Raw genomic sequence first — 24,121 nt, 5'->3', positions numbered from 1 at the left:
CCAATCAGGAAAGCTGGTTACCATGGAGGTGAATATAGTGTTGCACCTTTTTTGCTTTCATTTACAAAAGGTCTTTTAAGATGAATTTATCCAAGTTTCCCGTATATATGCAGGCCGCAATCCTTGCTCTGGTATTGGCAGTGGTTGGCTACCTGGTTGCCCAGGCCCTGCAGTTCTCTTTGAAAGCGGAAGTGATTTTTGCAGCAGGTCTGGCCATCGGCGGTTTCGTGGTACCGCTGTTCCTGAAGCGAACCCCGGCTAATGTCGCCGAGTCGATCGCCAATCAGGAGACTTGCACCTTATATGTAGGCAACCTGCCCTATCGCGCCAATGAGATCGCAGTGCGCGAATTGTTTGCCGAACAGGGCCAGGTCATTTCCGTGCGGTTGATGAAGGACAAGGCAACCGGCAAGCGCAGAGGTTTCGGTTTCGTGGAGATGCCCGCCGCCGATGCCGCCAAGGCGATTGCCGCTTTGAATGACAAAGAGTATCAGCAGCGCACCCTCAAGGTGCGTGAAGCGAATGACAAACGTGATAAAGAGGAAAGAGAAGGTAGCGAAACTGACGCCTAACCGCTCGTCAGTACTTCACCTCTTCCAGTGATGACAGCCCCCATGCTTGCAAGGGGGCTGTCAGTTTTTGAGCCTCCCCATCCAGCCGGGTACAGTAAGCCCTGGCAATTACCTCTTCTATATGTACAGGCTGCACGGTGGCATGCCCGCCATTGTTCAGCAACCAGGCCACCCGTTTGGCAACAGCACTGCCCGAGTCAATAAGCTGGCATTGCGGCATCAGTTGCCCAATCTCTTCATTAAGTAGCGGGAAGTGAGTACAACCGAGCACCAGCGTATCCGGCTTCTCTTCCCCCTCCAGCCAGTCGGCCAATACTTCGCTCAACAACGCCATGTTGACCGGCAGGCCCGCCAGCTTGTGTTCGGCTTCTATGACCAGCTCGGTGGTGCCCTTGAGCAGCACCCGCTTGCCGGGAGCAAACTGGGCGATCAGTTCGTGGGTATAGTCACGACTCACAGTGCCTGGCGTAGCCAGCAAACCGATACAACCGTTGCGAGTCTGGGCTGCGGCGGGCTTGATGGCTGGCACCACCCCCACCACGGGAATATCCAGCGCCTCACGCAAGGCCGGCAGCGCTATGGTGCTGGCCGTGTTGCAGGCAATCACCACCAGATCGATCTGATGACGGGCCACCATGGTGGTCACCAAGCGGGTGCAAGCAGCAATGAGGGCGGGCTCGCTCAGTTCACCATAGGGGAAGTTGGCATTGTCGAAGCAGTAGAAATAGTTGTGTGCCGGCAGAACGCGACGGATCTCGCGGTAGATGGTCAGGCCACCCATACCGGAATCAAACACGAGAATATTGGCCACTTGAGCTCCCCTTTGGTGCAAGGCGGCGATCATACTCCCGCCTGCCGCCAATAGAAAAGGCCCTGCCAATGGCAGGGCCCCTGATTTTTCCGCTTGGCCGAGTCCGGCTTAGAGTGAGTAATCCATTGTCACGTAGTAAGCGCGCTCATCGGCAGGGTAACCCACTGCCGTCTGATAGTCCTTGTCCAGCAGGTTGTTGATCTTGCCAGAGACTTTGAGCGCCGGGGTGACCTTGTAGCCGACAGCCAGATTCCACACGCTGTAGCCACCGAGTTTGGTGGTGTTAGCCACATCGCCATAGCGCTCCCCCTGATAGATCCAGCTCAAGGAACCATCAAGCTGCTGCCACTGCGCCTGAGTTACCCATTTGGCCCCTTTTCGGGATATCAGCTGCAACTGTTTATCGGTCACCTTGTCTTTGGGGTCCTTGTACTCGGCAGAGACCCGATGGCTCAACCAGCCAGTGTCGAACTCCCCTTCCAGCTCGATCCCTTCAATGCGCGCCTTGCCAACGTTCTGTGGTGTCCACATACCCTGACTGTTGGGTGCCCACTGGATCATCTGTTCGAAGTCGTTGCGATAACCGGTGGCCCGCCACTCCACGCCAGCGGTTTGACCATCCAGCATCAGCTCGCTGCTCTTCGACTCTTCCGGCTTCAGGTCGGGATTGCCAGAGCCCGGATAGTAGAGATCGTTAAAGGTCGGGGCGCGGAAACCGGTACCGTAACGGGCACTCAGGCGGTAATCCTCGACAAAACGCCAGCCTGCGCCGGTTTGCCAGGTGTTGTGGCGACCAAACTGCTCGTTGTCGTCGCTACGGCCGCTCAGCTCGGCCTGCCAGGTCTGGTTGTCAAACTGGGCAAGGGCATAGAGGCCAGTGTTGTCGCGCTCTTTGGCGTCGGATGGATATGTGGCGCCGGAGGAGCGGGAGCGATCATCCAGTCGATCACTCTGCCAATCGGCCCCGCCTCCCAAGGTCCAGCTCTCGTTCAATTTCAAGCTGTTGACCCAGTTCAGGCTGTACTGGCGGGTATAGGTCCGGTTATCAGCCTGATCGCGGCCACTGTTGTCCTGATAGTCGTAAGCATCCTGTTTGGAGAAGGCGCCACGCAGCTCGCTCAGATAGCGGTCGTCGTGATAGCGCGACCCCAGCTGATAGCTCTGGTTTTCAGTCCAGGTTTCGTTGCGCTGATGAGTGGCAGGCCCCCAGGCGGAAGCCGCAGAAGAGCGGTCGTACTGGGCGACATTGCGGAACCAGCGGGTTGTACCGAACAGATCCCAATTGCTGCCGAGCGCCTGCTGGTAGTCCAGCATGGCGTTGTAGCCCTGATGCCCGTGACGGTCACCATCGTTGATGCCGGGCAAGGGGTGTACGTTGTAACCCTCTTCATCATCAAAACCACCAGCCACCTTGAGCTGACCCGCCTCACCTACCTGGCTGGCACTACTGAAAGCGGCCTGACGCTGTTGATGGGAACCAGCACCGATATTGAACTTGTGCTGATTTGTCCCCTTGTCGGGACGGGTAATGATGTTGATCACCCCACCGATGGCGTCGGAGCCGTAGATAGTGGCGCGCGGGCCGCGGATATACTCGATCCGCTCGACCTGATTGAGTGGCAGATTGTTCAGTTCGGTCATCCCGGCGGTCAGGGAGGCACTGCGTACCCCATCCACCAGCACCAGCGTCTGGGAAGAGGTGCCACCACGCACCCGCAGCGAGCTGAGCTGGCCTCGGCCACCATTGCTGACCACTTCCACACCGGGCAGGGTCTTGACCACATCGGTCACGGTCTGGGCTTGCAGGCGATCGATCTCGTCCCGGGTCACCACATTGACCGGGGCAAGCACGCTGGAGGCAGGTTGGGCGACGCGGGTAGCGGTCACCACCATGGTGGGATTGACGGGAATGGTCAGCTGCTGGGCAAACGCCGCCGTCGGCAACAGGGCAGCCGCCAGAAATTTCTTCGACATGAGAGATCCTTAAGTTCGCGTAAGTATCTACTTCGTGGCCGGTTTCTCTCGGCCCGAAATACGAACTCTGGCAGGTCTTCGGGCTCGGGGGCTGATAGCCTACGGCGACGGCTTCCCGCCTGATGGCAGTGCCCTGATGTCGCTTCGTTCCCCCTTACCGCTGCGCGCCAGCTCCGGATTTTCACCGGATTCCCTATTAAGCATGATGCGCCAAAGCGGGAGGATTATAGGCAGAGCCAAGCTGGATGTATAGCCATCCAGATTTCTATTTGTTACCCGCCAGCGCCGCCAGCCGCTGTTGAGCCCCCTCCATCACCGCCTGCACCCCGGGGTGGGATAGATGGCGCCCTGCCGAGACCAGATAGTAAGAGAGTGTGACGTCAGTGAGGGTCGCAATCCGCTCCACCCCGTAGAGGCGACCAATTTCGTCAGCCATCGCCAGCGGCGCCGGGAAGATCCCCATCCCCGCCTTGCCGAATGACTTCATCAGGGTGGAGTCATCAAACTGCCCCACCAGATGGGGATGAATGCCCTGCTGGCGATACCACTCCAGCAACCGATCGTGGGTGGCAGACTTCTCTCCGGGGATCAGCAACGGCAACCCCTCCAGCGAGGCGGGAAAGCCGTCCCGCGCCCGCGCCGCCAGCTCGGGGCTGGCAAACAGCGCCAGCGGGCTACGCCCCAGCTCGTGGTTGTAGCCGCGCACACCACTGTCGGGAGGGAGCGGGCGATCGATCAGCACCATGTCGAGCTTGTGGCGGGCCAGCTCGCTGAACAGCTGCTCGGCCCGCTCCTCATGACACACCAGCCGCAACGGAGTCGCCAGCGCCATGGCGGGAGCCAGCAGCTCGAACGCCAGGGTGCGGGGTACCGAATCGGCGATCCCCACCTGCATGGTCAACTCCTCACTGGCGTGGCGCAGGGTGTGCTCCAGCTCGGCACCGAGCGAGAAAATCGCCCCCGCCTGCTCCTGCGCCTGCCGCCCGGCGGCTGTCAGCACCAGTCGCCGCCCCACCCGGTTGAACAGCGCCACTCCGAGGGACTGCTCCAGCTCGGCGACCTGACCGCTGATGGTCTGCGGCGTGAGATGCAGCTGTTCGGCGGCCTGCGTCACGCTGCCGCTGCGAGCCACATGCCAGAAGTAGTAGAGCTGTTTGTAGTTGAGCATGCCGTTCCCTATCAGTTTTTACCGAACAACTATCAGCGAGAATCTGATTTTATCGAAACATTGCGGGCTCTAGCATGCAACCATTATCTGAACTGCCCTGCGAACCATCATGCTGGACGTTGTTGTTCTCTTCTTTCTGTTTGGTCTGCTGGCCGGTCTGGTACGCTCCGAGCTCAAGCTGCCGCCCGCCCTCTACGACACTCTCTCCCTCTTTCTGCTGCTGGCCATCGGCCTCAAGGGCGGCGTCGGTCTGGCCCAGCAATCCCTGCAACCTCTGCTGCCACAACTGGCGCTGGTGATCCTGCTCGGCGTGGTGCAGACCCTGCTCGGCTTTGCCGTGCTGCGCCTCAAGATGAACCGGGTCGATGCCGCTGCCACCGCCGCCCACTATGGTTCGGTCAGCGTCGCCACCTTTGCGGTCGGGGTGAACTGGCTCACCGAGCGGGGCATCAGCTTTGAATCCCAGCTCTCCATCTTCCTGGCGGTGATGGAGATCCCCGCCATTCTGGTGGGCATAGTGCTGGCCCGCGGCATCAGTCGCGAGACCCGCTGGCGCATGCTGGCCCACGAAACCTTTCTCGGCAAAGGGGTGACCCTGCTGCTGGGCGGCATGGCCATCGGCTATCTGGCCGGGCCGGATGGAATTGCCCCGCTCAAACCGCTGTTTGTCGACCTGTTCAAGGGGGCGCTGGCGCTGTTCCTGCTGGAGATGGGCCTCATCGTCGCCCGTCAGTGTCAGGATCTGCGCCGCCATGGCCTGTTCCTGCTCGGCTTCGCCCTGTTGATGCCGCTCGCCTCGGCTGGACTGGGATTGGCAGCTGGCCAGCTGATGGGGCTCTCTCTCGGCGGACTAACCCTGCTGGCGACCCTGGCGGCCAGCGCCTCCTATATTGCCGTGCCGGCTACCATGCGCATCGCCGTGCCCCAGGCCAACCCGGGGCTCTCTCTCAGCGCCGTGCTGGGGGTCACCTTCCCGTTCAACATCATGCTGGGGATCCCGCTCTACCACAGCTGGGCCCGCCACTTCACGGAGTAGCCACATGCAGACCGAGACCCGCACCCTGCTGACCGTCATTACGGAAGCCAATCTGGAGCCGACCCTGCTGCGCACCCTCACCCGCGAGGGGCTGCGCGGCTACACCATCACAGATGCCCGAGGTCGTGGCGATCATGGTGAGCGCAACGCCAGCTGGAGCGAGAGCGGCAACATCCGGCTGGAGGCGATCTGCAGCCGGGAGCAGGCGGAGCGGCTACTGGCCCACCTGCAGAGTCGCTACTACCCCGATTACGCCATGATCGCCTTTCTGCAACCGGTCGAAATCGTGCGACCCGAGAAATTCTGAGCCGGCTTGCCGGCTCTTTTTGCTCACTAAAAGCAAACGTTTAACAGCAAGGAACCAATACACATGAACACCCCTCCATTGATCGGCCTGGTAATGGGCTCCGACTCCGACTGGCCAGTGCTGCAGGCTGCCGCCCGCATCCTCAAGGAGCACGGCGTGCCCTACGAGGCGCAGGTGGTATCGGCCCATCGCACCCCGGATCTGCTGTTCGAGTATGCCGCCACTGCCCGCGAGCGCGGCCTGCGCGCCATCATCGCCGGAGCAGGTGGTGCCGCTCACCTGCCGGGTATGGTCGCCGCCAAGACCACATTGCCGGTGCTGGGGGTGCCCATTCCCTCCCGTCATCTCAAGGGGATGGACTCCCTGCTCTCCATCGTGCAGATGCCCAAGGGGGTCCCTGTCGCCACCTTCGCCATCGGCGAGGCGGGAGCGGCCAACGCCGCTCTGTTCGCCGTCTCTCTGCTCTCGGTTGCGCGGGATGACGACGCACCCCGTTACCGGCAGCAGCTCGACGACTTCCGCAACCACGAGCGAGATCGGGTGCTGGCACTGCAACTGGAGGAGCCGACATGATCCTGCCACCCGCCACCCTCGGCATGCTGGGGGGCGGCCAGCTCGGCCGCTACTTCGTGATGGCCGCCCACCGCCTCGGCTACAAGGTGGTGGTGCTGGATCCCGACCCGGCCAGCATCGCCGGTGCCGCCGCCGATCACCATATTGTCTCCCCCTATGACGACCAGACCGCCCTGCTCGAGCTGGCCAGCCGCAGCGAGGCCATCAGCTGCGAGTTCGAGAACGTGCCTGCCGCCACCCTCGCGCTGCTCGAAAAACAAAAGCCGGTGCGCCCGGCCGCCAGCGCTGTGCGGGTCTGTCAGGATCGCCGCGAGGAGAAAGCCTTTCTGCGCGGTGCTGACATCCCGGTCGCCCCCTATCTGGCGCTACTGCCGGAAGAGCCTATCCCCGCACAGGCCAGCGAACTCTTGCCCGCCATTCTCAAGACGGCCCGCGAAGGGTACGACGGCAAGGGACAGTGGCAGGTGAGCGACCTAGATGAGCTGGCGACGGCGCTGGCAGCCAGTGGCGTACCCTGCGTGCTGGAACAACGGCTGGCGCTGGAGGGGGAGTTTGCCCTGACCCTGGCCCGCAGCCCGAACGGTGCCATCAGCACCCTGCCGCTGGTACAGAACTGGCACAGCGGCGGCATCCTCGATCAGACTCGCTCCCCGGCTAATGTGCCGGTGCTAGAGAGCGAAGCCAAAGGGATCGCTGAGCGACTGATTGCCGCCCTCGATTACGTGGGGGTACTGACGGTGGAGTTCTTTCTGGTGGAGGGGCGACTGCTGGTCAACGAGCTGGCGCCCCGCCCCCACAACTCGGGTCACCCCAGCCTCGACAACGCCGCATGCAGCCAGTTCGAGTTGCAGGTGCGGGCCCTGTGCGATCTGCCGCTGCCAAAGCTGAACGCCGTGCGGCCCGCCCTGTTAATCAACCTGCTGGGGGATCTCTGGCAGAACGGCACGCCAGACTGGGCCGCCCTGCTGGCGCTGCCCGGCCTGCATCTGCACCTCTATGGCAAGGGCGAACCCCGCCCCGGCCGCAAGATGGGCCATATCACGGTGACCGGTGACGAGTGGTCAACGGTGGAAGAGAGCTGCCGTCAGGCCCGCCAGCTGCTGGGGCTAGCGCCACGCTGATCGAGCATCGGAAATGCAAAGACCCGGGCATGGCCCGGGTCTCTGTTTTTGCTTGCTGTGGCAGGGAGACTTATCAGGCCCGCTCGACCGCTACCGGTGCCGGCAGGCGGATGGTGAGGGAGAGCACCAGCGCCACCACCAGCAACACCAGGATCAGGTGGAAAGTCGCCATAAAGCCGCCAAACAGGGAGGCCACGATGGAACCGATGATGCTGCCCAGACCAAAGCCCAGATAGATGACGCCGTAGTTCTTGGTCAGGTTGTTGAGACCGAAGAAGTCGCTCACCAGCGAGGGGTAGACGGTGATGGTGCCGCCGAAACTGAAGGCCACACAGGCCACCGCCACGAAGAACAGGTTGGCGTTGAGCGGCACGAACAGCAGCAGCGCCATGCCCGCTAGGGTAATCAGCTGGGCAATGGTGATGACCCGGATACGGGACATCTTGTCAGAGAGGATACCCAGCACCAGACGGCCACCCAGGTTGGCCATGGCGATGATGGCGACGGCATTGGCGGCGACCACGGCAGGCAGACCCACCATCTTCTCGCCGATATCCTTGGCCACACCGATGACGTAGAGGCCACTCATGCAGGCGGTGAGGAACATCAGCGCCAGCATCCAGTACTGCGGCTTGCGCATCGCCTCAGCCAGGGTGAAGTCACGGCTCTCGCTCTGCTGCACGGAGGCGGCCTGCTTGGGCGCATCCTTCATCAGCATGCCGCCCACCAGCACCATGGACATCGCAATCAAGCCCCACAGCTGGAAGGTGGTCTCAAGGCCGGAGCTGGAGAGCAGCAGCAGGTTAATGTATTTGAAACCGAGACTGCCGAGACCATAGGCCCCGATGGAGCAGGCGGAGATCAGCCCCTTGCGCTCCGGGAACCACTTCACGCAGTTGGAGAGGGTCATCAGGTAGCCGGTACCGTCGGCAAAACCAACCAGAATGCCCGCGCAGAGGTAGAGCATCGCCAGATTGCTAGCGTGAGCGGTGAGGAAGAAGCCGATGCCGAGCAGCACGCCAGCACCCAGGGTCACGTTACGCACCCCGAACCGCTCCTGCAGCTTGCCCGCCATGGAGGAGGCAACTGCCAGCGACAGGCTGAGCAGGCCGAAAGCGAAAGCGACCTGACTCACCGGCTCGTCCAGCTTGTCGGAGAGCTGGGCGTTGAACAGGCTCCAGGTGTAGACGGAACCCAGTGCGAACTGGGTGATAATGGTACCGATCAGTGTCAGGTACCGGGTGCGGTTCAGATCGATGGTCATGATGCGTCTCGGTCGATGGCCTTAAGGAAATTGAGGCCACTATAGACAAGACGCAGTTCGCGCCGATCGATTAAGGCATGAAATGCAGATCGGCGGGAATGAATGACAATCAGAGCCGCATCAGCTGACGGAACGCCTTGATGTTGCTGCGACTGACCGGCACCTCGAACGGCAGATCATGGAGCCGGATGAGATAGGTGCTGTTGAACCAGGGGACTATTTCGCGGATCTTGTTGATGTTGACGCAGTAGGAGCGGTGGCAACGGAAGAACCCCTCGGCAGGCAGGCGGCTGACAAACTCGCTGATGGTCATGGTCATCACGTAGCGATCGTCGCGGGTGTAGACATAGGTGAGCTTCTCGTCGGCTTCCGCGTAGTAGATCTGCTCGCAGGGGGTGACGATGATGCGCTCCCCCTTCACCAGATTGACGGTGCGATTGTGGGGGCTGCTCCCCTCGCCGCTCGCCTCCCCTGTGGTGGCTGGCTGCGACTTGCCCGCATGCTCGAGCTTTTGCAGCAGATTGATGATGCGGGGCTCGTTGTAGGGCTTGAGGATGTAGTCGAACGCCTCCAGCTCGAACGCCTCCACCGCAAACTCCTTGTAGGCGGTGACGAAGACGATGTGGGGCGGATGGCTCGACTTGTGCAGGTTCTTGGCCAGCAGCAGGCCGTCGATGGAGGGGATCTGGATATCCAGAAACACCACATCCACCTCGTGATCCTGCAGGTATTTGAACGCCTCCAGCCCGTCCTCAAAGCTCGCCACTATCTCGATCTGGCTGTGCTGCCCCACCAGATAGGCCAGCTCTTCACGGGCCAGATACTCGTCTTCCACAATGATCGCTTTCAGCATGACAACACCTCTCGCGGCACACACTTATCCTCAACCATGATGGCACTCAGCATGGCATCGACTCCTGATCCGGCAGATAGAAACTCACTTCGGTACCCGGCTCCAGCCGCTTGAGGTGCAGGCCGTCGCCATAGAGCAGCTTAACCCGCTGATGCACGTTCATCAGGCCGATGCTGCGGCTCTCCACCCGACCGGCGGCCACCCCGTCGATCACCGCCTGACTGATGCCGTAACCGGTGTCCCGCACCGATACCCGGATGCCGCCCGCCAGCTGTTTCACCTCGATAGTGACCCGACCCGGCGCGCTGCGGGGCTGGATGCCGTGCAGGATGGCGTTTTCCACCAGCGGCTGCAACAACAGGCTCGGCACCTGAATATGCACATCGTCTACCTCGAACACCACCTCCAGCTTGTCGCCGAAGCGGGCCTGCTCGATGGCCACGTAGTCGCGCACCTGCTGCAGCTCCTCCTGAATGTCGATGAGCTCATCCCCCTTGTTGAGGTTGTAGCGCAGGTAGTCCGCCAGATTGGCAATGAGCTGGCGCGCCTGCTGGGGGCGAATGCGGATCAAGGATGAGATGGCGTTGAGGGCGTTGAACAGGAAGTGCGGGTTGATCTTGCTCTGCAGGGCGGTGAACTCCGCCTTGCGGGTCATCTCCTTGAGCTGCTCGATGCGCGACACCTCCATCTGGGTGGAGATGAGCTGGGAGAGGCCCACCGCCATCTCCCGCAGCGAGCTGGTGATGCTGTGGGTGCGGCGGTAGTAGATCTTGAGGGTGCCGCTCACCGCGCCGTTTTCCCGTAGCGGAATAATGATGACCGAGTGGAAATCAGAGAGGTGATACTGGCGCAAATCGTTGTTGATGATGATCTGATCGAGCAGCACCGCCTGCTGGGTCATGCCACTGATGGCGTGGTGCTCATCCAGCTCGTAATAGTCCTTGCCCACCCCGACATAAGCCAGCACGTCATGGGTATCTGTGATGGCCACCGCATCGGCGCTGATGTCGCGCCGGATTACATCGCACACCTGACTGAGGGAGTGGCGATCGATGTTCTGGAAGAAAGGCAGCGTCTTGTTGGCGATATCGAGCGCCAGCTTGGCCTGCTTGGCGGCAATCAGCTCCTTCTCGTCATCCAGATCCTGCACCAGCTTGATGATAAGGCCGATGCAGAGCGCCCCGGCGATCATCGGATAGGCGATGTGGTTGACGATCTCCACCCCGACTTCGTGGGGCTCGGTCAGCAGCCAGATCAGCAGCATGGTGAGCCCTTCACACAGCATCCCCGCCAGAATGCCGTAGAGCCAGAGCCGCGACTTGCGGCAGCGCAGGTGCAGCCAGGTGGCGAGCAGGCCGGCGATGATGCTGGCGATAAGGCAAGGGATGGAAGTGTGACCATCCATATCGATGAGGTAGCGGTGCAGGCCTGAGATAACCCCGGCCGGGATGCCGACCCAGGGGCCGAACAGGATGCCGCCCGAGATGATGGCAATGATCCGCACGTTGATCAGCGCCCCCTCTACCGGAATGCCGGTGTAGGTACTGAACACCGCAAACAGGCCGAAAATGGAGGCCACCAGCACCAGTTCCGCCGGGGTGTGATCCCGCTTCTGGAACAGCCGCTGGAACGGCCGGGTGCGGGTCAGGAAGAAGAGGGTCATCAGCATCAGCGCCGCCCGTTCGAACACCGCCAACAACATCATCTGATTTTCAAGCATCTGCGCCCCCTTGCGGCAACCCGACCGATCACCATAACCCCGACCAATAAATCGGGGCCGGATAAACCAGCCCCTGTGACATCAACAGTACTGACCGGCCACCCAGCCGGAGGACCAGGCCCACTGGAAGTTGTAGCCACCGAGCCAACCGGTCACGTCCACCACTTCGCCGATGAAGTAGAGGCCCGGCACCTTGCGCGCCTCCATGGTCTTGGAGGAGAGCTCGTTGGTATCGACGCCCCCCAGGGTCACTTCGGCGGTGCGATACCCCTCGGTGCCGTTGGGCAGGATCTGCCAGTCACCCAGCAGGTTGGCCACCGCTTCCAACTCCCGCTCGTTGTACTGGCGCATCGGCTTGCTGACCAGCTGACCCAGCTCCACCAGCTTGTCGATGAAGCGCTTGGGCAGCTCGCGCCCCAGCACGGTTTTCAGCTCCTGCGCCGGGTGCGCCAGCGCCCATTCGCGCAGGGCGGCTGGAATATCCAGCTCCGGCAGCAGGTTGATGTGGATCTTCTCACCCGCATGCCAGTAGGAGGAGATCTGCAGGATAACGGGGCCGGAGAGGCCGCGATGGGTGAACAGCATCGCCTCCTTGAAGCAGGTGCCATCCTCGGCGGTGACCGCTACCGGCAGGCTGATGCCCGCCAGATCGGCAAACGCCTCTTTCTCCGCCTGATGGAGGGTAAAGGGCACCAGACCGGCGCGGGTCGGCAGCACCTTGAGGCCGAACTGCTCCGCCAGCTTGAAGCCATAAGGGGTCGCCCCCAGCTTGGGCATGGAGAGACCGCCGGTCGCCACCACCAGCGAGTGACAGCCGATCTCACCCTTGCTGGTGGTCAGCACGAAACCCTCATCCTGCTTGCTGACGGTGAGGATCTCGGTCTGGAACTGCAGGGTCACCCCAGCCCAGTCACACTCGGTGAGCAGCACATCGACGATATCCTTGGCGCTCTCGAGACAGAACAGCTGCCCCAGGGTGCGCTCGTGATAGTTGATCCCGTGGCGGTCCACCAGATCGATAAAGTCCTGCTGGGTGTAGCGGGCCAGCGCCGACTTGCTGAAGTGGGGATTCTCCGACAGGTAGGCGTGAGCGCCAGCCTGATGGTTGGTGAAGTTGCAGCGACCACCGCCACTAATGAGGATCTTGCGGCCCGGCTTCTTGGCGTTGTCGAGCACCAGCACGGAGCGGCCACGGTAGCCCGCCTGCGCTGCACACATCAATCCGGCCGCACCGGCCCCGATCACCACCACATCGACCTGCTTCATCATCACTCACTTATCAAAAATAGAAACGGCACCTGGCCAGAACCGAGATTGCCTCTGGCGGAACACAACCATAGTGGCTGCCCACCAGAATAAACAACGGCCCTTAAAAGGGCCGTTATTGTACTGGCTGAACACTAAGTGTCCACGACTATCAGGCGTTGCTGTCCATGATGCTGGCAGGGGCGCCTTTGGCCAGTTCGGCCAGCTCCTTGTCGATGAAGTAGAGGCCCTTGCCATCTTCACCCACCAGACCCAGACGGTCGACGATGCTCTTGAACAGCTTCTCCTCTTCATGCTGCTCGGCCACATACCACTGCAGGAAATTGAAGGTGGAGTAGTCCTGGGTAGTGAAGGCTACGTGAGCCAGACCATTGATGCACTTGGTGATGTGATACTCGTGCTCCAGGGTGGTACGGAACACGTCGCCCAGCGACTTGAACTCGTGGGGAGGGGCATCGATGGCACCCAGTTTTGGCATGGCACCGGTCTCGCTCACGTAGGTGAACAGACGCTCCATGTGCTGGCGCTCCTCGACTGCGTGCTGGCGCAGGAAGGTCGCCGCCCCTTCAAAGCCCTTGTCTTCGCACCAGGCGCTCATCTGCAGATAGAGATTGGAGGAGTAGAACTCCAGGTTAATCTGCTCGTTCAACTTCTCGATCATGGCTTGGGCCAGCATCTTGTTTCTCCTCAGTGATTTGGTATCGATTGTCGCCACACTCCCGCCGCGAATCAACCCGCCAACGAGAGGGAGATCCCGTTTCTTTCAGCTCAGGGGGTCAGCTCGCCAAGGGAGGCGACATCCACCGGCGCAGCATAATCGACGCCCGGCAGCTCGAAGCCATTGAGTTGCATGAAGTCCTGCCGCAGCCCTGCAAAGTCCCCCAGCGCGTGGAAATTGTCCGGCGTCACCTTGGGCCAGAGCGCCGAGACGGCGGCCTGAATGGCCGGGTCGAGCTCGTGGTCATCCATCCGGATCAGCCGGTTACCATCGGCCACCACCCCATTGGCCCCGTACATCTTGGCGGCAAACAGTCGCTGCATCTGCTCGATGCAGCCTTCGTGCACACCGCGCTCCTTCATCACCCCCATCAGCAAGCCGAGATAGACCGGCAGCACCGGAATATAGGCGCTCGCCTTGGTTACCAGCGCCTTGCAGACCGACACCCAGGCATGGCCGCCAATCTCGGCCAGTTGCAGGTTGATGGTCTCGGCGGTGGCGTGCAGATGCTCCTTGGCATAACCGATGGTGCCATCCCGATAGAGGGGATAGGTGGATTCGGGGCCGATGTAGGAGTAGGCCACGGTTTGCGCACCGGGGGCGAGACAATCGGTCTGCTGCAACGCCTGCATCCAGAGCTGCCAATCCTCGCCCCCCATCACAGTGACGGTATCGCGGATCTCCTCAGGCGTGGCGGGCGCCAGCGACTGCTGCACCAAGGTATCGCGTTCCAGATCCAACCCCCAACCGCTGAACGGCTGGCCGGTGGTCTTGAGCACCGAACGCACCTGCGTGCCATCGGGCAGCACCCGGATGCCGCTCGCGAGCGAATAGATCACCAGATCCACCTGCCCCAGCTGCTGGCGGATAGTGTCGATGGCCTGCTGGCGCATCCCGTCGGAGAAGGCATCACCGATCAGGTTGATGGCGATACGCCCCTCCTGCTCCGCCTCCTTGCGAAACCAGATGTTGTTGTACCAGCCGGCGCTACCCAATCCTTTGTCGGAAGGGCCACGTTCGAAGGAGATACCAATGGTGTCGGCACCGGCACCAAAGGCGAGCGCAATGCGCGACGCCAGTCCAAACCCGGAGGAGGCACCCAGCACCAGCACCCGCTTGGGGCCGTTGAACGAGCCAGCAGCCTTGATACGTTCGATCTGCTGCTGCACGGCGGCGCGACAGCCGATGGGATGACAGTTGCGGGCAACACAACCTTGAATCTGGGGATGAATGATCATGGGAAGGCCTCCAAAGAAACTGGCTACAGCATAACCAAATCGAAAGAGATTAACTTGATGCCGGATCGCTATCAGTCAGAAAAGCCGCGGGAATTGAGGCAGAAAAACAAAAGGGAGCACGTGGCTCCCCAAAGCGGTATTCAGATGCTTTTTGTTGTTTTGTGTTCATTGCGAAGCACGGGCCCATCCTATGCCTCTCCCCCCTGATCGGCAAGCCGGGGGGTGTGACCGGCGTCAAACTATTGTTTAATTTATAGGCAAATAGTGGTTAATAACTGAGTGACTGACCCTGTGTCACACGTCATTAAACTCATTTAAATCCCAAAACTGTGCCTGAGGCACCATTTTAGTTTCAGCAGAGATTGGTATAGTGGGCTGAAGGATCGGTAAGGAGAACCCCCATGAGTGGAACAACCTATTACAAGCATATTCTGGCCGCGATCGACCTCTCTGAAGACAACCGCAAGGTGATCGACAAAGCGGTGGACAGAGCCCGCTCCAACGGCGCCAAGCTGTCGGTTATCCATGTCGATGTGGACCTCAAGGATCTCTACACCGAGATGATCGATATCGACATCGACAACGTGCAGGATCAGGTGATCGCCGAAGCGAAAGAGAAGCTGGAGGCATTTCTGGCCTCGGTGGACTATCCCATCGAGAAGAAGCTGGTGATCTGCGGCGATCTGAGCGAGCGGGTCAATCAGGCGGTCAAGGAGTACGAGATCGACCTGCTGGTGTGCGGCCATCGCCAGAGCTTCTGGAGCCTGCTCACCTCCAGCGCCCGTCAGCTGATGAATACGGTGCCCTGCGATCTGCTGGTCGTCCCCTTGCAGAAGTAATGAAACCGGCGTAGTTTGATTTGCTATGAACATGACCGCACTCAATCACAACTACTGGTGGTGCTGCTCCTAAACAGGCGGCACCGCGTTTCTATTGTAAATTTCCCAAAGAAAACACCGTGACCGCCGAGAGGCGGTCAACTGTTTTTATCCCTTTGTCGCCTCCCGGCTCACCCAACTGGAGAGAGTGACATGCACAACCCCGTAATCCTGACTGGCGATCGTCCCACCGGCAAACTGCACATCGGCCACTATGTTGGCTCCCTGCGCCAGCGCGTCGAAGCCCAGCACCACTACCGTCAATTCGTGATGATCGCCGACTTGCAGGCGCTGACCGACAACGGCCACAACCCGGCCAAGGTGACCGACAACGTATTGGAGGTAATGGCCGACTATCTGGCGGTCGGCCTCGACCCGGCCAAGACCACCTTCTGCCTGCAGAGCGCCCTGCCCGCCCTCGCCGAGCTCACCTGCTACTACCTCAATCTGGTCAGCGTCGCCCGGCTGGAGCGCAACCCCACCGTCAAGGCGGAGATCCAGCAGAAAGGGTTCGAACGCACGCTGCCGGCCGGTTTTCTGGTCTATCCGGTCAGTCAGGCCGCCGACATCACCGCCTTTCGCGCCAGCCATGTGCCGGTCGGGGAGGATCAGCTGCCGATGCTGGAGCAGACCAACGAGATCGTCCGCCGCTTCAACTCTCTGGTAGGCAAAGAGGTGCTGACCGAATGCCAGCCGATCCTGAGCGACACCGGCCGCCTGCCCGGCATCGACGGCAAGGCCAAGATGTCCAAATCCCTCGGCAACACCATAGAGCTCGGCATGTCGGCGGAAGAGGTCAAACAGGCGGTGTTCGCCATGTATACCGACCCCAACCACCTCAAGGTGAGCGATCCGGGTCAGGTGGAGGGAAATACGGTGTTCGCCTATCTCGATGCCTTCCACCCCGACAAGGCGCTGGTCGCCGAGATGAAGGCCCACTACCGACGAGGCGGACTGGGGGACATGCGCTGCAAACAGGTGCTCAATGACTGCCTGCAGACCCTGCTCGCCCCGATGCGGGAGCGCCGTGCCGCGGCCATTGCCGACAAGAAGATGCTGCTGGAACTGCTCTATCAGGGCACCGAGCAGGCTCGCATCATCACCGATGAGGTATTGGCGGAGGTGAAAAGCGCCATGGGGCTCGACTACTTCGCCAGCATCCGCTGAGCGGGAGTCCCGAGCGCATCGTCGCCATAGAGGTCGAACACCAGCTGGTGCAGCAGGCTCTTGAACCAGCCGATCGCTTCGTCGTGAGCGGTCAGCGGGTGCCCCGCCATCAGGTAGACGATAGGGATGGCGGGGTCGAGCTGGTGCATCCGCAGCGGGTAGTAGCGGCAGAAGTGGCGCCCGATCATCTCGGGCACCACCACCAGATAGCGGCCAGTCGCCATCAGCGGCGGCACCGCCATAAAGCTCGGCAACCGCACGCCCAACTCCCGCTCCACCCCGAAGCGGGCCAGCCAGAGCTCCACCATCGCCTGACTGTGACCCCAGCTGGAGGTGTGGATGTGGGGGCGGCTCACCAGCTCGACCGGAGTCAGCACATCGGGCAATTCGCTGCCGAGCGGCGACAGGCAAACCAGCGGGTTGTTGAACCACTCCTCCCGCCACAAACGGGGTGAGAGGTGATTCGCCCCGGCGAAACCGATCACCAGATCCAGCTCACCCTTTTCCAACTCCCGCTCGTAGTCGCTGTCCGCCAGCTCGCACACCTCAAGCCGACAGTGAGGGGCCTGCCGATGGAGCCGCTCCACCAGCATTGGCACCAGCCCGTGCTCTACCGAACCCGGGGTGGCGATGCGGAAAATCCGCCGCGCAGTGGCGGGATCAAACCCTTTGGCCTGCCGCAATCCCTGCTCCAGCATCGCCAGCGCCTGCCGTACCGGCCCGGCCAGCGCCTTGGCCCGCTCGGTCGGCATCATCTCGCGCCGACTCATCACGAACAGCGGGTCATCCAGCGCCACTCGAAGCCGCCCCAAGGCGTGACTGACGGTGGACTGGGAGAGATGCAGCCGTTCGGCGGCACGGGTGACATTGCGCTCCTGCATCAGCATGTCGAATACGGCGAGCAGGTTGAGGTCGAGACGGGCGAGCGAGCTATCCATCGATATTAGCCATAGTTAAATGCCAACAATTCATTTTTACCATAGTAACAGATTGCCTAGAATGCGCTGGCTTAATACATCGGAGATTCAAATGCGTAGCTATCTGTTATTGCTGGCCATTGGCCTGCTGTGGGGTTCCCAGTTCATTTTCATGCACCAGGCCGTTGCCGAGTTGCCCCCCATTCTGGTGGCTGCCGGTCGTGCCCTGTGCGGCAGCCTGACCCTGGGTCTGCTCTGCCTGTTCATGCGGCTCAAGAGTGAGCACACCCCGTGGCGCACCTATATGCTGATCGCCCTGCTGGATGCCACCATCCCCTTCATCATGGTCGCCTGGGGCCAACAGTATGTGGATAGCGCCATCGCTGCCGTGGTCATGGGTTGTATCCCGTTTGTGACCATTCTGGCTGCACCGCTGTTTATTTCTGGTGAAAGAATCACCAAAACCGGCCTGCTTTCCGTGATCATCGGCTTTGCCGGTGTGCTCACCCTGTTCTGGCCGAAACTCTCCCAGGGCATGAACGCCGGTCTGCTCGGTGCCATGGCCATCCTGCTGGGTGCCAGCTGCTTCGCCATCGGCCTGCTGATGATCAAGCGCTTCGCCAAGGACCATCCGGTCGTGGTCGCCCGCAATATCCTGATCTCCTCGGCAATCCAGTTGCTGCTGGTCGCCCCCTTCATGGTTGATCTCGGCAGCCTGACCCTGCCGAGCACCCAGGCCCTGAGCGCGATTACCGTGCTGGGTACCCTCTGTACCGGTCTGGTCTACTTCCTCTACATGGCACTAATCCAGAAGGCCGGCCCGACGTTCGCCTCCTTCAGCAACTATCTGGTGCCGCTGTTCGGCGTGATGCTGGGTGCCCTGTTCCTCGGCGAGCAGATCCATCCCACCACAGGTGTTGCTCTGGCCCTGATCCTCGGCTCGGTCGCCATGAACCAGTGGGCGCAGCAGCGTCGCATGCAGCGCGAGGTCTCCCTATGTCAGGCATCCTGACCACACTGTGCGGTGGTCTGGTACTGATTGCCGGCTGGCAGTATCGCCAGCGGCTGGCCGGGATCCTGGGCCTGCTGATGGTACTGCTGCCCTGGTTCTTCGATAGCAAGCTGCAAGCCATGCTGAGCTATGCCCTGAATGCCTGAAGTCCATCTCTGAATGTGTGACGAGAGTCTATCTCTCCTGTTTTTGGGACTGTTTTAAAAAACCTCCGATTTGTCCCCCGCTACCGGCGCTCTGCGCCGGTTTTTTTATGCCTGCCAGCCGGCGTCAGATCAGATAGCGATAGCTGAGTCGCTCGTTCTTGCGCGGCCCGGTAATCTGCCAGCTCAGCAGAAAACCACCGTCGATCTCGGTCAACTCGGCGCTGTAGTGATCCGCCCCGCACAGATGGGGCTCGGCGGTCAGCCAGCGGCCATCCCCCTGCGGCAGCAGCTCGAACAGTTCGACCGGCGCTTCATAACGCAGGTGAGAAAGGCGGATCCCCCGCTCGCTACGCTGCCACCAGAAGCGGTTATGCATGGCGAGTTCCCTGCCATGAGGCGTGATGTAACGGCCCTGCTCGTTAAACAGCCAGTCTCCCTGATGATCGGTCACCTGTACACGCCCCTCGCCCCGACCATTCCAGTCGGTCGCCGACCCCTCGCCATTGCTGGCGGTAAAGGAAAATGCTCCGACCTGTGGCAATCGCGCCCATAAACGCTGGATTGCCGCTTCCATCTCGGCCATCATAGCCCCCTTAAAATTGACAACTGACGATAAATCAAACACATGAACTACTTGATAGGGGTCACCCTGCTCTGGTCATTCTCCTTCAGCCTGATCGGGGTCTACCTCGCCGGTCAGGTGGATGCCTACTTCTCGGTGCTGACCCGAATCGCCCTCGCCAGTCTGGTGTTTCTGCCCTTCCTGCGCCGCCGCTGGCTGCGCCCCGATCTGGCGGCCAAGCTGATGGCCCTCGGCGCCATCCAGCTCGGCATCATGTATCTCTTCTACTACCACTCCTTCCTGCTGCTGACGGTGCCGGAAGTGCTGGTCTTTACCATCTTCACCCCCATCTACGTCACCCTGCTCCACGATCTGCTGGAGCGCCGCTTCAAGCCTACCTATCTGTGGGGCGCCCTGCTGGCGGTGATCGGGGCAGCCGTCATCCGCTTCGACGGCCTGACCGAAAGTTATGTGCTGGGATTTCTGGTGGTGCAGGGGGCCAACCTCTGTTTCGCGCTGGGTCAGGTGGGCTACAAGGTACTGCTGGCGCGGGAGGCGGAGCAACCACCGCAACTGGCGGTGTTCGGCTGCTTCTATCTGGGGGCGCTGATGATCGCACTGCCCGCCTGGTGGCTGCTGGGCAAGCCACAATACCCAACGTCAGGGTTGCAGTGGGGCATTCTGCTCTGGCTGGGGGTAGGTGCCTCCGGCCTCGGCTACTTCCTCTGGAACAAGGGGGCGACGCTGGTCACCAGCGGGGTGCTGGCCATCATGAACAATGCGCTCATTCCGGCCGGCTTGCTGGTCAATCTGCTGCTCTGGGGCAAGGATACCGACCTGACCCGGCTGACCATCGGCGGCCTGCTGATGCTGGCCTCGCTCTGGATCTGCCAGCGTGACAAGCGCGGCCAACCCTGACCACACTCAGCCGACGACGGTGTTGTGCTCCCGTCTGGCCTGACTGTGACAGCTGGCCAGCCGGGCCAGCAGGTGATCGAGCTGCTCGCCAGCCTGACTCTGCACCAGCCCGATGCTGACGGTGACCGGCCGCTGTGACAGCAGGCTGGCATCGGCAATCTCGAGGCGCAGCCGCTCGGCGATCTCCAGCGCACTCATCCGCTCGGTCTGGGAGAGCATCAGGATAAAACCGTCCTCATCCCAGCGGGCGAAGGGATCTTCCCGCCGCAGTTCGTGGCGTACGATACGCGCCAGCTTGGCCAGCATGGCGTCGCAAGCCGCTTCACCAAACAACTGCTGGATTTTGGCCATGTGATCGACCGAAAACTGCAGCAGACTGAAAGTGCCGCTCTCGGTCGCCAGCCGCTCTTCAAGCAGTTGCTCGAAACGGCCACGGCTCTCCAGTCCGGTCAGCGGATCGGTGCCATGTCGCTCCTCCACCAGCACGGCAGCGGGATCGAGGTGACGGACGACCCCCAGCAGATAACCCCGCTCATCGCGACGCATCCGCTCTTCCAGCCGGATGTAGTGACCGTGATGATGCAGAATGCGGTATTCGAGGCGCAGACCGCTGCTGCGGCCGCTCTGGCAGGCGAGCAGGGCATCTTCCAGCCGGGCAACATCGTCGGGATGAACCCGATCCAGCCAGCCAAGATCATCCGGCCAGCACTCTCCCAATCCCAGCAGGCGCAGGCAGGAGGGATCACGCTGCAGTCCATGTTGGGCTGACCAGCTCCAGATCCCCGCCTCCAGCAGCGCCATGGCATCAGACAGCAGACCCGGATCAAGCCGGGCAGTCACATCGACTAAAGGTGTCTTGAGCATTTCCATGGGGCGCCTCGAAACAGGATCTGAATACCTGCTCAATAAGTAACATTGGCGTTCACGCCGAGCAACAGGGTCAGAGCGCTTTTCCCTGATACCCGTTCATCAAGGTCTGCCAGTTCTCCGGTACGAAGTGGAAACTGGTATGCAGTTGAGACTCTTTATTGAATGAACGGAGCAAGCGTTCCAGATTGGCCTTCTGCCATTCGCCGGGGGAGCGGATCGCACCCTTGTCAAAATCGATCACCCACACCTTGCCCTCTTTATCGAGCAGCAGGTTGTGGCTGTTGAGATCGGCGTGATAGACCCCGGCATCGTGCAGCTGGCGCACCGTCTGGCCTATCTTGTGCCACACCTCGGTCGCCACCGGCCCCTGCTTGAGCAGCGCCACCATATCCTTGGCACCGCGAATTCGCTCGATCAGGATATCGGCACGATAGAAGGGGCCCTGTTTGACCATGCGGGCACCAAACGGACGCGGCACCGGCAGCCCCAGCTCGCACAGCTTGGCCAGCAGGGTATATTCGGCCATGGCGCGGCTCGACTCGACCCCTTCGAACCAGAAACGATCCCGCACCACCTTGCCCACCATGCCGCCACGATAGTAGTGGCGCAGCACCAGATGGCGGGACTCATCCTTGACAAACCAGGTCACCCCCCGCCCGATGGAGGTTCCCACCACCTGACGGTTGTTCTGCCACCAGGCAGGATCGAATAACTGGGGAGAGGGGTCGCGAAAGGCCCCTTCGGCATACCAGCAGATCTGGTTGTGTTCGGTCTGTACTCGCATCGTGGAGATCCCGCTCGGTGGGTCATGGATCGCAATTTTTCAATTGGCGATGAGGCTGCCGCTCTGGCATGCCCGCAATAGTGGCCTTTAATCAACGACGTGCAGAGACAGGTCATGGCGCTGGGCCCGGCCTATCCTGGCTGACGATTGTGCGCAATTTTACAATCCAGAGGGGAGTTTGCATAATGCCATCCACCCTTTTTGCCAGCCGTGCGCCACAACATGCCGCTATTTCAAACGCCCCCCTCCTCCATCTGCATCCTGCGGCTCTCCGCCATCGGGGATTGCTGCCACGCACTGGCGCTGGTGCGCGTCATCCAGCGGGAGTGGCCACAGACCCGTATCACCTGGATCACCGGCAAAATCGAGGCAACCCTGTTTGCCGATCTGCCCGGCGTCGAGGTGATCCCCTTCGACAAGAGCAAGGGGTGGCGCGGCTATCGCGATCTCTGGCAGACCCTCAAGGGACGCAAATTCGATGCCCTGCTCCACCTTCAGGCGGCGATGCGGGCCAGCATCGCCACCCTCGGCATCAGCGCCAAGGTCAAACTCGGGTTTGATCGGGAGCGGGCCAACGACGGCCAGTGGCTGTTCACCAACCACAAGGTGCCTTCGCCTGCCTCCCCCCATGTGCTGGACGGTTTCCTCGCCTTCGCCAAAGAGCTCGGCATCCAGGATCTGACCCCGGACTGGCAACTGTCCATCAGCGCCGATCATCAGGCGTGGGCAAGGGAGAAGATTGGCGGCAAACCGACTCTGCTGATCTGCGCAGCCGCCAGCAAGGCATTCAAAAACTGGACGGCCGCAGGCTATGCCGCGCTGGCGGATCACGCCGCCAACAAGGGCTTTCAGGTCTATCTCTGTGGCGGGCCTGCCAAACTGGAGCGGGATCTGGCTGCCGACATCCAGCGCTTAAGCCAGAGCAAGCCGGTCGATCTGGTGGGGCAGACCAACCTCAAGCAGCTGCTGGCGCTGATTGGCGAGGCGAGTCTGGTGCTGGCCCCCGATACCGGCCCCACCCATATGGCCACCATAGTGGGCACGCCGGTGATCGGTCTCTATGCCCACCACAATCCGGCCCGCACCGGCCCATATCTGTGCCGCGACTACGTGGTCAGCGTCTATCAGGAGCTGGTCGAGCAGGAGACCGGCAAGCCGCTGGCCGAATTGAGCTGGCGCACCCGTCTCAAAGACCCGGAGGCCATGCGAAAAATCACCAGCGAGCAGGTGATCGCCGCATTCGACCGCCTCTGTGCAGATCGTCAGCTGCCGTAGTGACAGAGCACCTCGGGAATTCCGAGCCATCAGGCAGGGATAACCTGATAGCCTCTGCCCTCAGCCAAAGGCACAATGCAGGCTGATGTGGGTTACGCTCCCGCAGCAAGCTACGAATACTTTGATCGGCTGGAATATGATTCCGGCCGTTTTTTTATTCGCCGCATTCTGGTAAAATTCGCCGCCTTTACATCCTCCTGACTCAAGAATTTTCCGCGTTTTGCGTTTGGCTGTCTCCCTTTCGGGCACAAGACGGCGGTCTCTGCTACAACCAAAACAGCGGTTTCGATTAAAGGTAATAATATGGCGCAACAAGGCACTCTCTATATCATCTCCTCTCCGAGCGGCGCGGGTAAATCCAGTCTGCTCAATGCCTTGCTGACCCAACATAACGCTGCGGGCAAGATGCAGCTGTCGGTTTCCCACACCACTCGCGCCACCCGTCCTGGCGAAGAGCACGGCGTCCACTACCACTTCGTCCAGGTGGAAGAGTTCAAGGCGCTGATCGAGCGCGGTGATTTTCTGGAGTGGGCCGAAGTGTTCGGCAACTACTACGGCACCTCACGCGCCGCCATCGAAGCCTGTCTGGCCAAGGGGATCGACGTATTCCTCGACATCGACTGGCAAGGTGCCCGCCAGATCCGCGAGCAGATGCCGACCAAATCCATTTTCATCCTGCCCCCCAGCCGCGAAGAGCTGGAACGCCGCCTGATTGGGCGCGGTCAGGACAGCGCCGAAGTGATTGCCGGCCGGATGGCGAAAGCCATTGCCGAAATGGTGCACTACGACGAGTATGACTATGTCATTATCAACGAAGACTTCGAGCAGGCGCTGTTCCAGCTCAGGTCCATTATTGAGTGCCAACGGCTGGAGATGCGTCACCAGCAACAGGCTCAAAAAAACTTGCTGCAACAGCTACTGGCAGAGTAAGCCAAAAACAAGTAAACTTTTGCGTCATTTTTAAACACTGC

The 24,121-nt window shown here is 60.9% G+C and carries 25 protein-coding genes and 1 riboswitch; of the genes, 12 read left to right on the top strand and 13 right to left on the bottom strand.

Annotation, left to right across the window (positions count from 1 at the left end; genetic code table 11):
- The first annotated feature begins 80 nt into the window (after nucleotides 1-80).
- Nucleotides 81-572, top strand: a complete 492-nt coding sequence (locus ACTG20_RS02210) for an RNA recognition motif domain-containing protein (RefSeq protein WP_005339200.1) — start codon at nucleotides 81-83, stop codon at nucleotides 570-572.
- Between the two features lie 7 nt (nucleotides 573-579).
- Here ACTG20_RS02210 and murI read toward each other — a convergent pair whose 3' ends face one another.
- The 3 genes from murI to nhaR all read right to left on the bottom strand — a co-directional run bounded on the left by murI (nucleotide 580) and on the right by nhaR (nucleotide 4,525).
- Nucleotides 580-1,383: a glutamate racemase gene (murI, locus tag ACTG20_RS02205; protein ID WP_194495425.1), complete on the bottom strand. Its 804-nt coding sequence runs from the start codon at nucleotides 1,381-1,383 to the stop codon at nucleotides 580-582.
- A 108-nt stretch (nucleotides 1,384-1,491) separates the two neighbouring features.
- Nucleotides 1,492-3,357, bottom strand: coding sequence for a TonB-dependent receptor domain-containing protein (locus tag ACTG20_RS02200; RefSeq protein WP_194495423.1), 1,866 nt, complete (start codon nucleotides 3,355-3,357; stop codon nucleotides 1,492-1,494).
- 52 nt (nucleotides 3,358-3,409) lie between these two features.
- Nucleotides 3,410-3,587, bottom strand: a riboswitch (cobalamin riboswitch).
- Nucleotides 3,588-3,622: 35 nt separating this feature from the next.
- On the bottom strand, nucleotides 3,623-4,525 hold the full coding sequence (gene nhaR / locus ACTG20_RS02195) for a transcriptional activator NhaR (RefSeq protein WP_194495421.1): 903 nt from the start codon (nucleotides 4,523-4,525) through the stop codon (nucleotides 3,623-3,625).
- A gap of 109 nt (nucleotides 4,526-4,634) precedes the next feature.
- Between nhaR and ACTG20_RS02190 the strand changes: the two genes are divergently transcribed.
- The 4 genes from ACTG20_RS02190 (at nucleotide 4,635) to ACTG20_RS02175 (ending at nucleotide 7,562) form a co-directional block, all read left to right on the top strand.
- On the top strand, nucleotides 4,635-5,561 hold the full coding sequence (locus ACTG20_RS02190; protein ID WP_005342109.1) for a sodium-dependent bicarbonate transport family permease: 927 nt from the start codon (nucleotides 4,635-4,637) through the stop codon (nucleotides 5,559-5,561).
- Nucleotides 5,562-5,565: 4 nt separating this feature from the next.
- Nucleotides 5,566-5,868 carry a P-II family nitrogen regulator gene (locus ACTG20_RS02185; protein WP_005321666.1) on the top strand — a complete coding sequence of 101 codons (303 nt, stop codon included), beginning with the start codon at nucleotides 5,566-5,568 and terminating at the stop codon, nucleotides 5,866-5,868.
- Between the two features lie 63 nt (nucleotides 5,869-5,931).
- Nucleotides 5,932-6,441: a 5-(carboxyamino)imidazole ribonucleotide mutase gene (gene purE / locus ACTG20_RS02180; protein ID WP_156854476.1), complete on the top strand. Its 510-nt coding sequence runs from the start codon at nucleotides 5,932-5,934 to the stop codon at nucleotides 6,439-6,441.
- Nucleotides 6,438-7,562 carry a 5-(carboxyamino)imidazole ribonucleotide synthase gene (locus tag ACTG20_RS02175; protein WP_194495419.1) on the top strand — a complete coding sequence of 375 codons (1,125 nt, stop codon included), beginning with the start codon at nucleotides 6,438-6,440 and terminating at the stop codon, nucleotides 7,560-7,562. Before purE ends, ACTG20_RS02175 begins: the two co-directional genes overlap by 4 nt.
- Before the next feature lie 73 nt (nucleotides 7,563-7,635).
- Here the strand turns inward: ACTG20_RS02175 and ACTG20_RS02170 are convergent, their stop codons facing one another.
- From ACTG20_RS02170 to fabV, 6 genes are all read right to left on the bottom strand, one after another.
- Nucleotides 7,636-8,826, bottom strand: a complete 1,191-nt coding sequence (locus ACTG20_RS02170; protein ID WP_005339218.1) for an L-lactate MFS transporter — start codon at nucleotides 8,824-8,826, stop codon at nucleotides 7,636-7,638.
- Nucleotides 8,827-8,935: 109 nt separating this feature from the next.
- Nucleotides 8,936-9,679, bottom strand: coding sequence for a LytR/AlgR family response regulator transcription factor (locus ACTG20_RS02165; protein WP_194495417.1), 744 nt, complete (start codon nucleotides 9,677-9,679; stop codon nucleotides 8,936-8,938).
- Nucleotides 9,680-9,725: 46 nt separating this feature from the next.
- Nucleotides 9,726-11,399 carry a sensor histidine kinase gene (locus tag ACTG20_RS02160; RefSeq protein WP_047439828.1) on the bottom strand — a complete coding sequence of 558 codons (1,674 nt, stop codon included), beginning with the start codon at nucleotides 11,397-11,399 and terminating at the stop codon, nucleotides 9,726-9,728.
- Between the two features lie 81 nt (nucleotides 11,400-11,480).
- Entirely contained in the window at nucleotides 11,481-12,665 is a 1,185-nt protein-coding gene (locus ACTG20_RS02155) for an NAD(P)/FAD-dependent oxidoreductase (RefSeq protein WP_196783476.1), read from the bottom strand.
- Between the two features lie 151 nt (nucleotides 12,666-12,816).
- The gene (ftnA, locus tag ACTG20_RS02150; RefSeq protein ID WP_005339225.1) at nucleotides 12,817-13,341 is read right to left on the bottom strand and encodes a non-heme ferritin; all 525 of its coding nucleotides are present in this window, start codon (nucleotides 13,339-13,341) and stop codon (nucleotides 12,817-12,819) included.
- 92 nt (nucleotides 13,342-13,433) lie between these two features.
- Entirely contained in the window at nucleotides 13,434-14,621 is a 1,188-nt protein-coding gene (gene fabV, locus ACTG20_RS02145) for an enoyl-ACP reductase FabV (RefSeq protein WP_149151864.1), read from the bottom strand.
- Between the two features lie 401 nt (nucleotides 14,622-15,022).
- On the opposite strand from fabV, the gene ACTG20_RS02140 reads away from it, so the two are divergent.
- Together ACTG20_RS02140 and trpS are read left to right on the top strand one after the other, a co-directional pair.
- Nucleotides 15,023-15,460, top strand: coding sequence for a universal stress protein (locus tag ACTG20_RS02140; RefSeq protein WP_005339229.1), 438 nt, complete (start codon nucleotides 15,023-15,025; stop codon nucleotides 15,458-15,460).
- 192 nt (nucleotides 15,461-15,652) lie between these two features.
- Nucleotides 15,653-16,666 (top strand): tryptophan--tRNA ligase, encoded by a 1,014-nt coding sequence (trpS, locus tag ACTG20_RS02135; RefSeq protein ID WP_042054381.1) that lies wholly within the window; start codon nucleotides 15,653-15,655, stop codon nucleotides 16,664-16,666.
- On the opposite strand, the gene ACTG20_RS02130 is transcribed toward trpS, so the two are convergent.
- Nucleotides 16,645-17,604 (bottom strand): LysR family transcriptional regulator, encoded by a 960-nt coding sequence (locus ACTG20_RS02130; protein WP_127007941.1) that lies wholly within the window; start codon nucleotides 17,602-17,604, stop codon nucleotides 16,645-16,647. The genes trpS and ACTG20_RS02130 overlap by 22 nt on opposite strands.
- Before the next feature lie 91 nt (nucleotides 17,605-17,695).
- On the opposite strand from ACTG20_RS02130, the gene ACTG20_RS02125 reads away from it, so the two are divergent.
- Nucleotides 17,696-18,595, top strand: coding sequence for a DMT family transporter (locus tag ACTG20_RS02125; protein WP_005357113.1), 900 nt, complete (start codon nucleotides 17,696-17,698; stop codon nucleotides 18,593-18,595).
- Nucleotides 18,580-18,741 (top strand): hypothetical protein, encoded by a 162-nt coding sequence (locus ACTG20_RS02120; protein ID WP_005339236.1) that lies wholly within the window; start codon nucleotides 18,580-18,582, stop codon nucleotides 18,739-18,741. Before ACTG20_RS02125 ends, ACTG20_RS02120 begins: the two co-directional genes overlap by 16 nt.
- A 124-nt stretch (nucleotides 18,742-18,865) precedes the next feature.
- Here the strand turns inward: ACTG20_RS02120 and ACTG20_RS02115 are convergent, their stop codons facing one another.
- Nucleotides 18,866-19,327, bottom strand: a complete 462-nt coding sequence (locus ACTG20_RS02115; protein WP_194495414.1) for a DUF6314 family protein — start codon at nucleotides 19,325-19,327, stop codon at nucleotides 18,866-18,868.
- Nucleotides 19,328-19,366: 39 nt separating this feature from the next.
- Here ACTG20_RS02115 and ACTG20_RS02110 point away from each other — a divergent pair, with 39 nt between their 5' ends.
- Nucleotides 19,367-20,221: a carboxylate/amino acid/amine transporter gene (locus tag ACTG20_RS02110; RefSeq protein ID WP_194495412.1), complete on the top strand. Its 855-nt coding sequence runs from the start codon at nucleotides 19,367-19,369 to the stop codon at nucleotides 20,219-20,221.
- A 6-nt stretch (nucleotides 20,222-20,227) separates the two neighbouring features.
- Here ACTG20_RS02110 and ACTG20_RS02105 read toward each other — a convergent pair whose 3' ends face one another.
- Together ACTG20_RS02105 and ACTG20_RS02100 are read right to left on the bottom strand one after the other, a co-directional pair.
- Nucleotides 20,228-21,091, bottom strand: a complete 864-nt coding sequence (locus tag ACTG20_RS02105; protein WP_040069586.1) for a GGDEF domain-containing protein — start codon at nucleotides 21,089-21,091, stop codon at nucleotides 20,228-20,230.
- A 70-nt stretch (nucleotides 21,092-21,161) separates the two neighbouring features.
- On the bottom strand, nucleotides 21,162-21,875 hold the full coding sequence (locus ACTG20_RS02100) for a 3-deoxy-D-manno-octulosonic acid kinase (RefSeq protein ID WP_005339249.1): 714 nt from the start codon (nucleotides 21,873-21,875) through the stop codon (nucleotides 21,162-21,164).
- A gap of 222 nt (nucleotides 21,876-22,097) precedes the next feature.
- Between ACTG20_RS02100 and ACTG20_RS02095 the strand changes: the two genes are divergently transcribed.
- Both ACTG20_RS02095 and gmk read left to right on the top strand, forming a co-directional pair.
- Complete coding sequence (locus tag ACTG20_RS02095; protein ID WP_194495410.1) at nucleotides 22,098-23,150, top strand: glycosyltransferase family 9 protein; 1,053 nt, start codon at nucleotides 22,098-22,100, stop codon at nucleotides 23,148-23,150.
- Nucleotides 23,151-23,453: 303 nt separating this feature from the next.
- Complete coding sequence (gene gmk, locus ACTG20_RS02090; protein WP_005357125.1) at nucleotides 23,454-24,080, top strand: guanylate kinase; 627 nt, start codon at nucleotides 23,454-23,456, stop codon at nucleotides 24,078-24,080.
- Nucleotides 24,081-24,121 lie beyond the last annotated feature (41 nt).

Source organism: Aeromonas sp. 84A, from assembly GCF_051919345.1.
In the GTDB taxonomy this organism is placed as follows: Bacteria; Pseudomonadota; Gammaproteobacteria; order Enterobacterales; family Aeromonadaceae; genus Aeromonas; species Aeromonas veronii.
The sequence above is the reverse complement of the archived record's forward strand: the minus strand, read 5'-3'. Positions and strand labels throughout refer to the sequence as shown.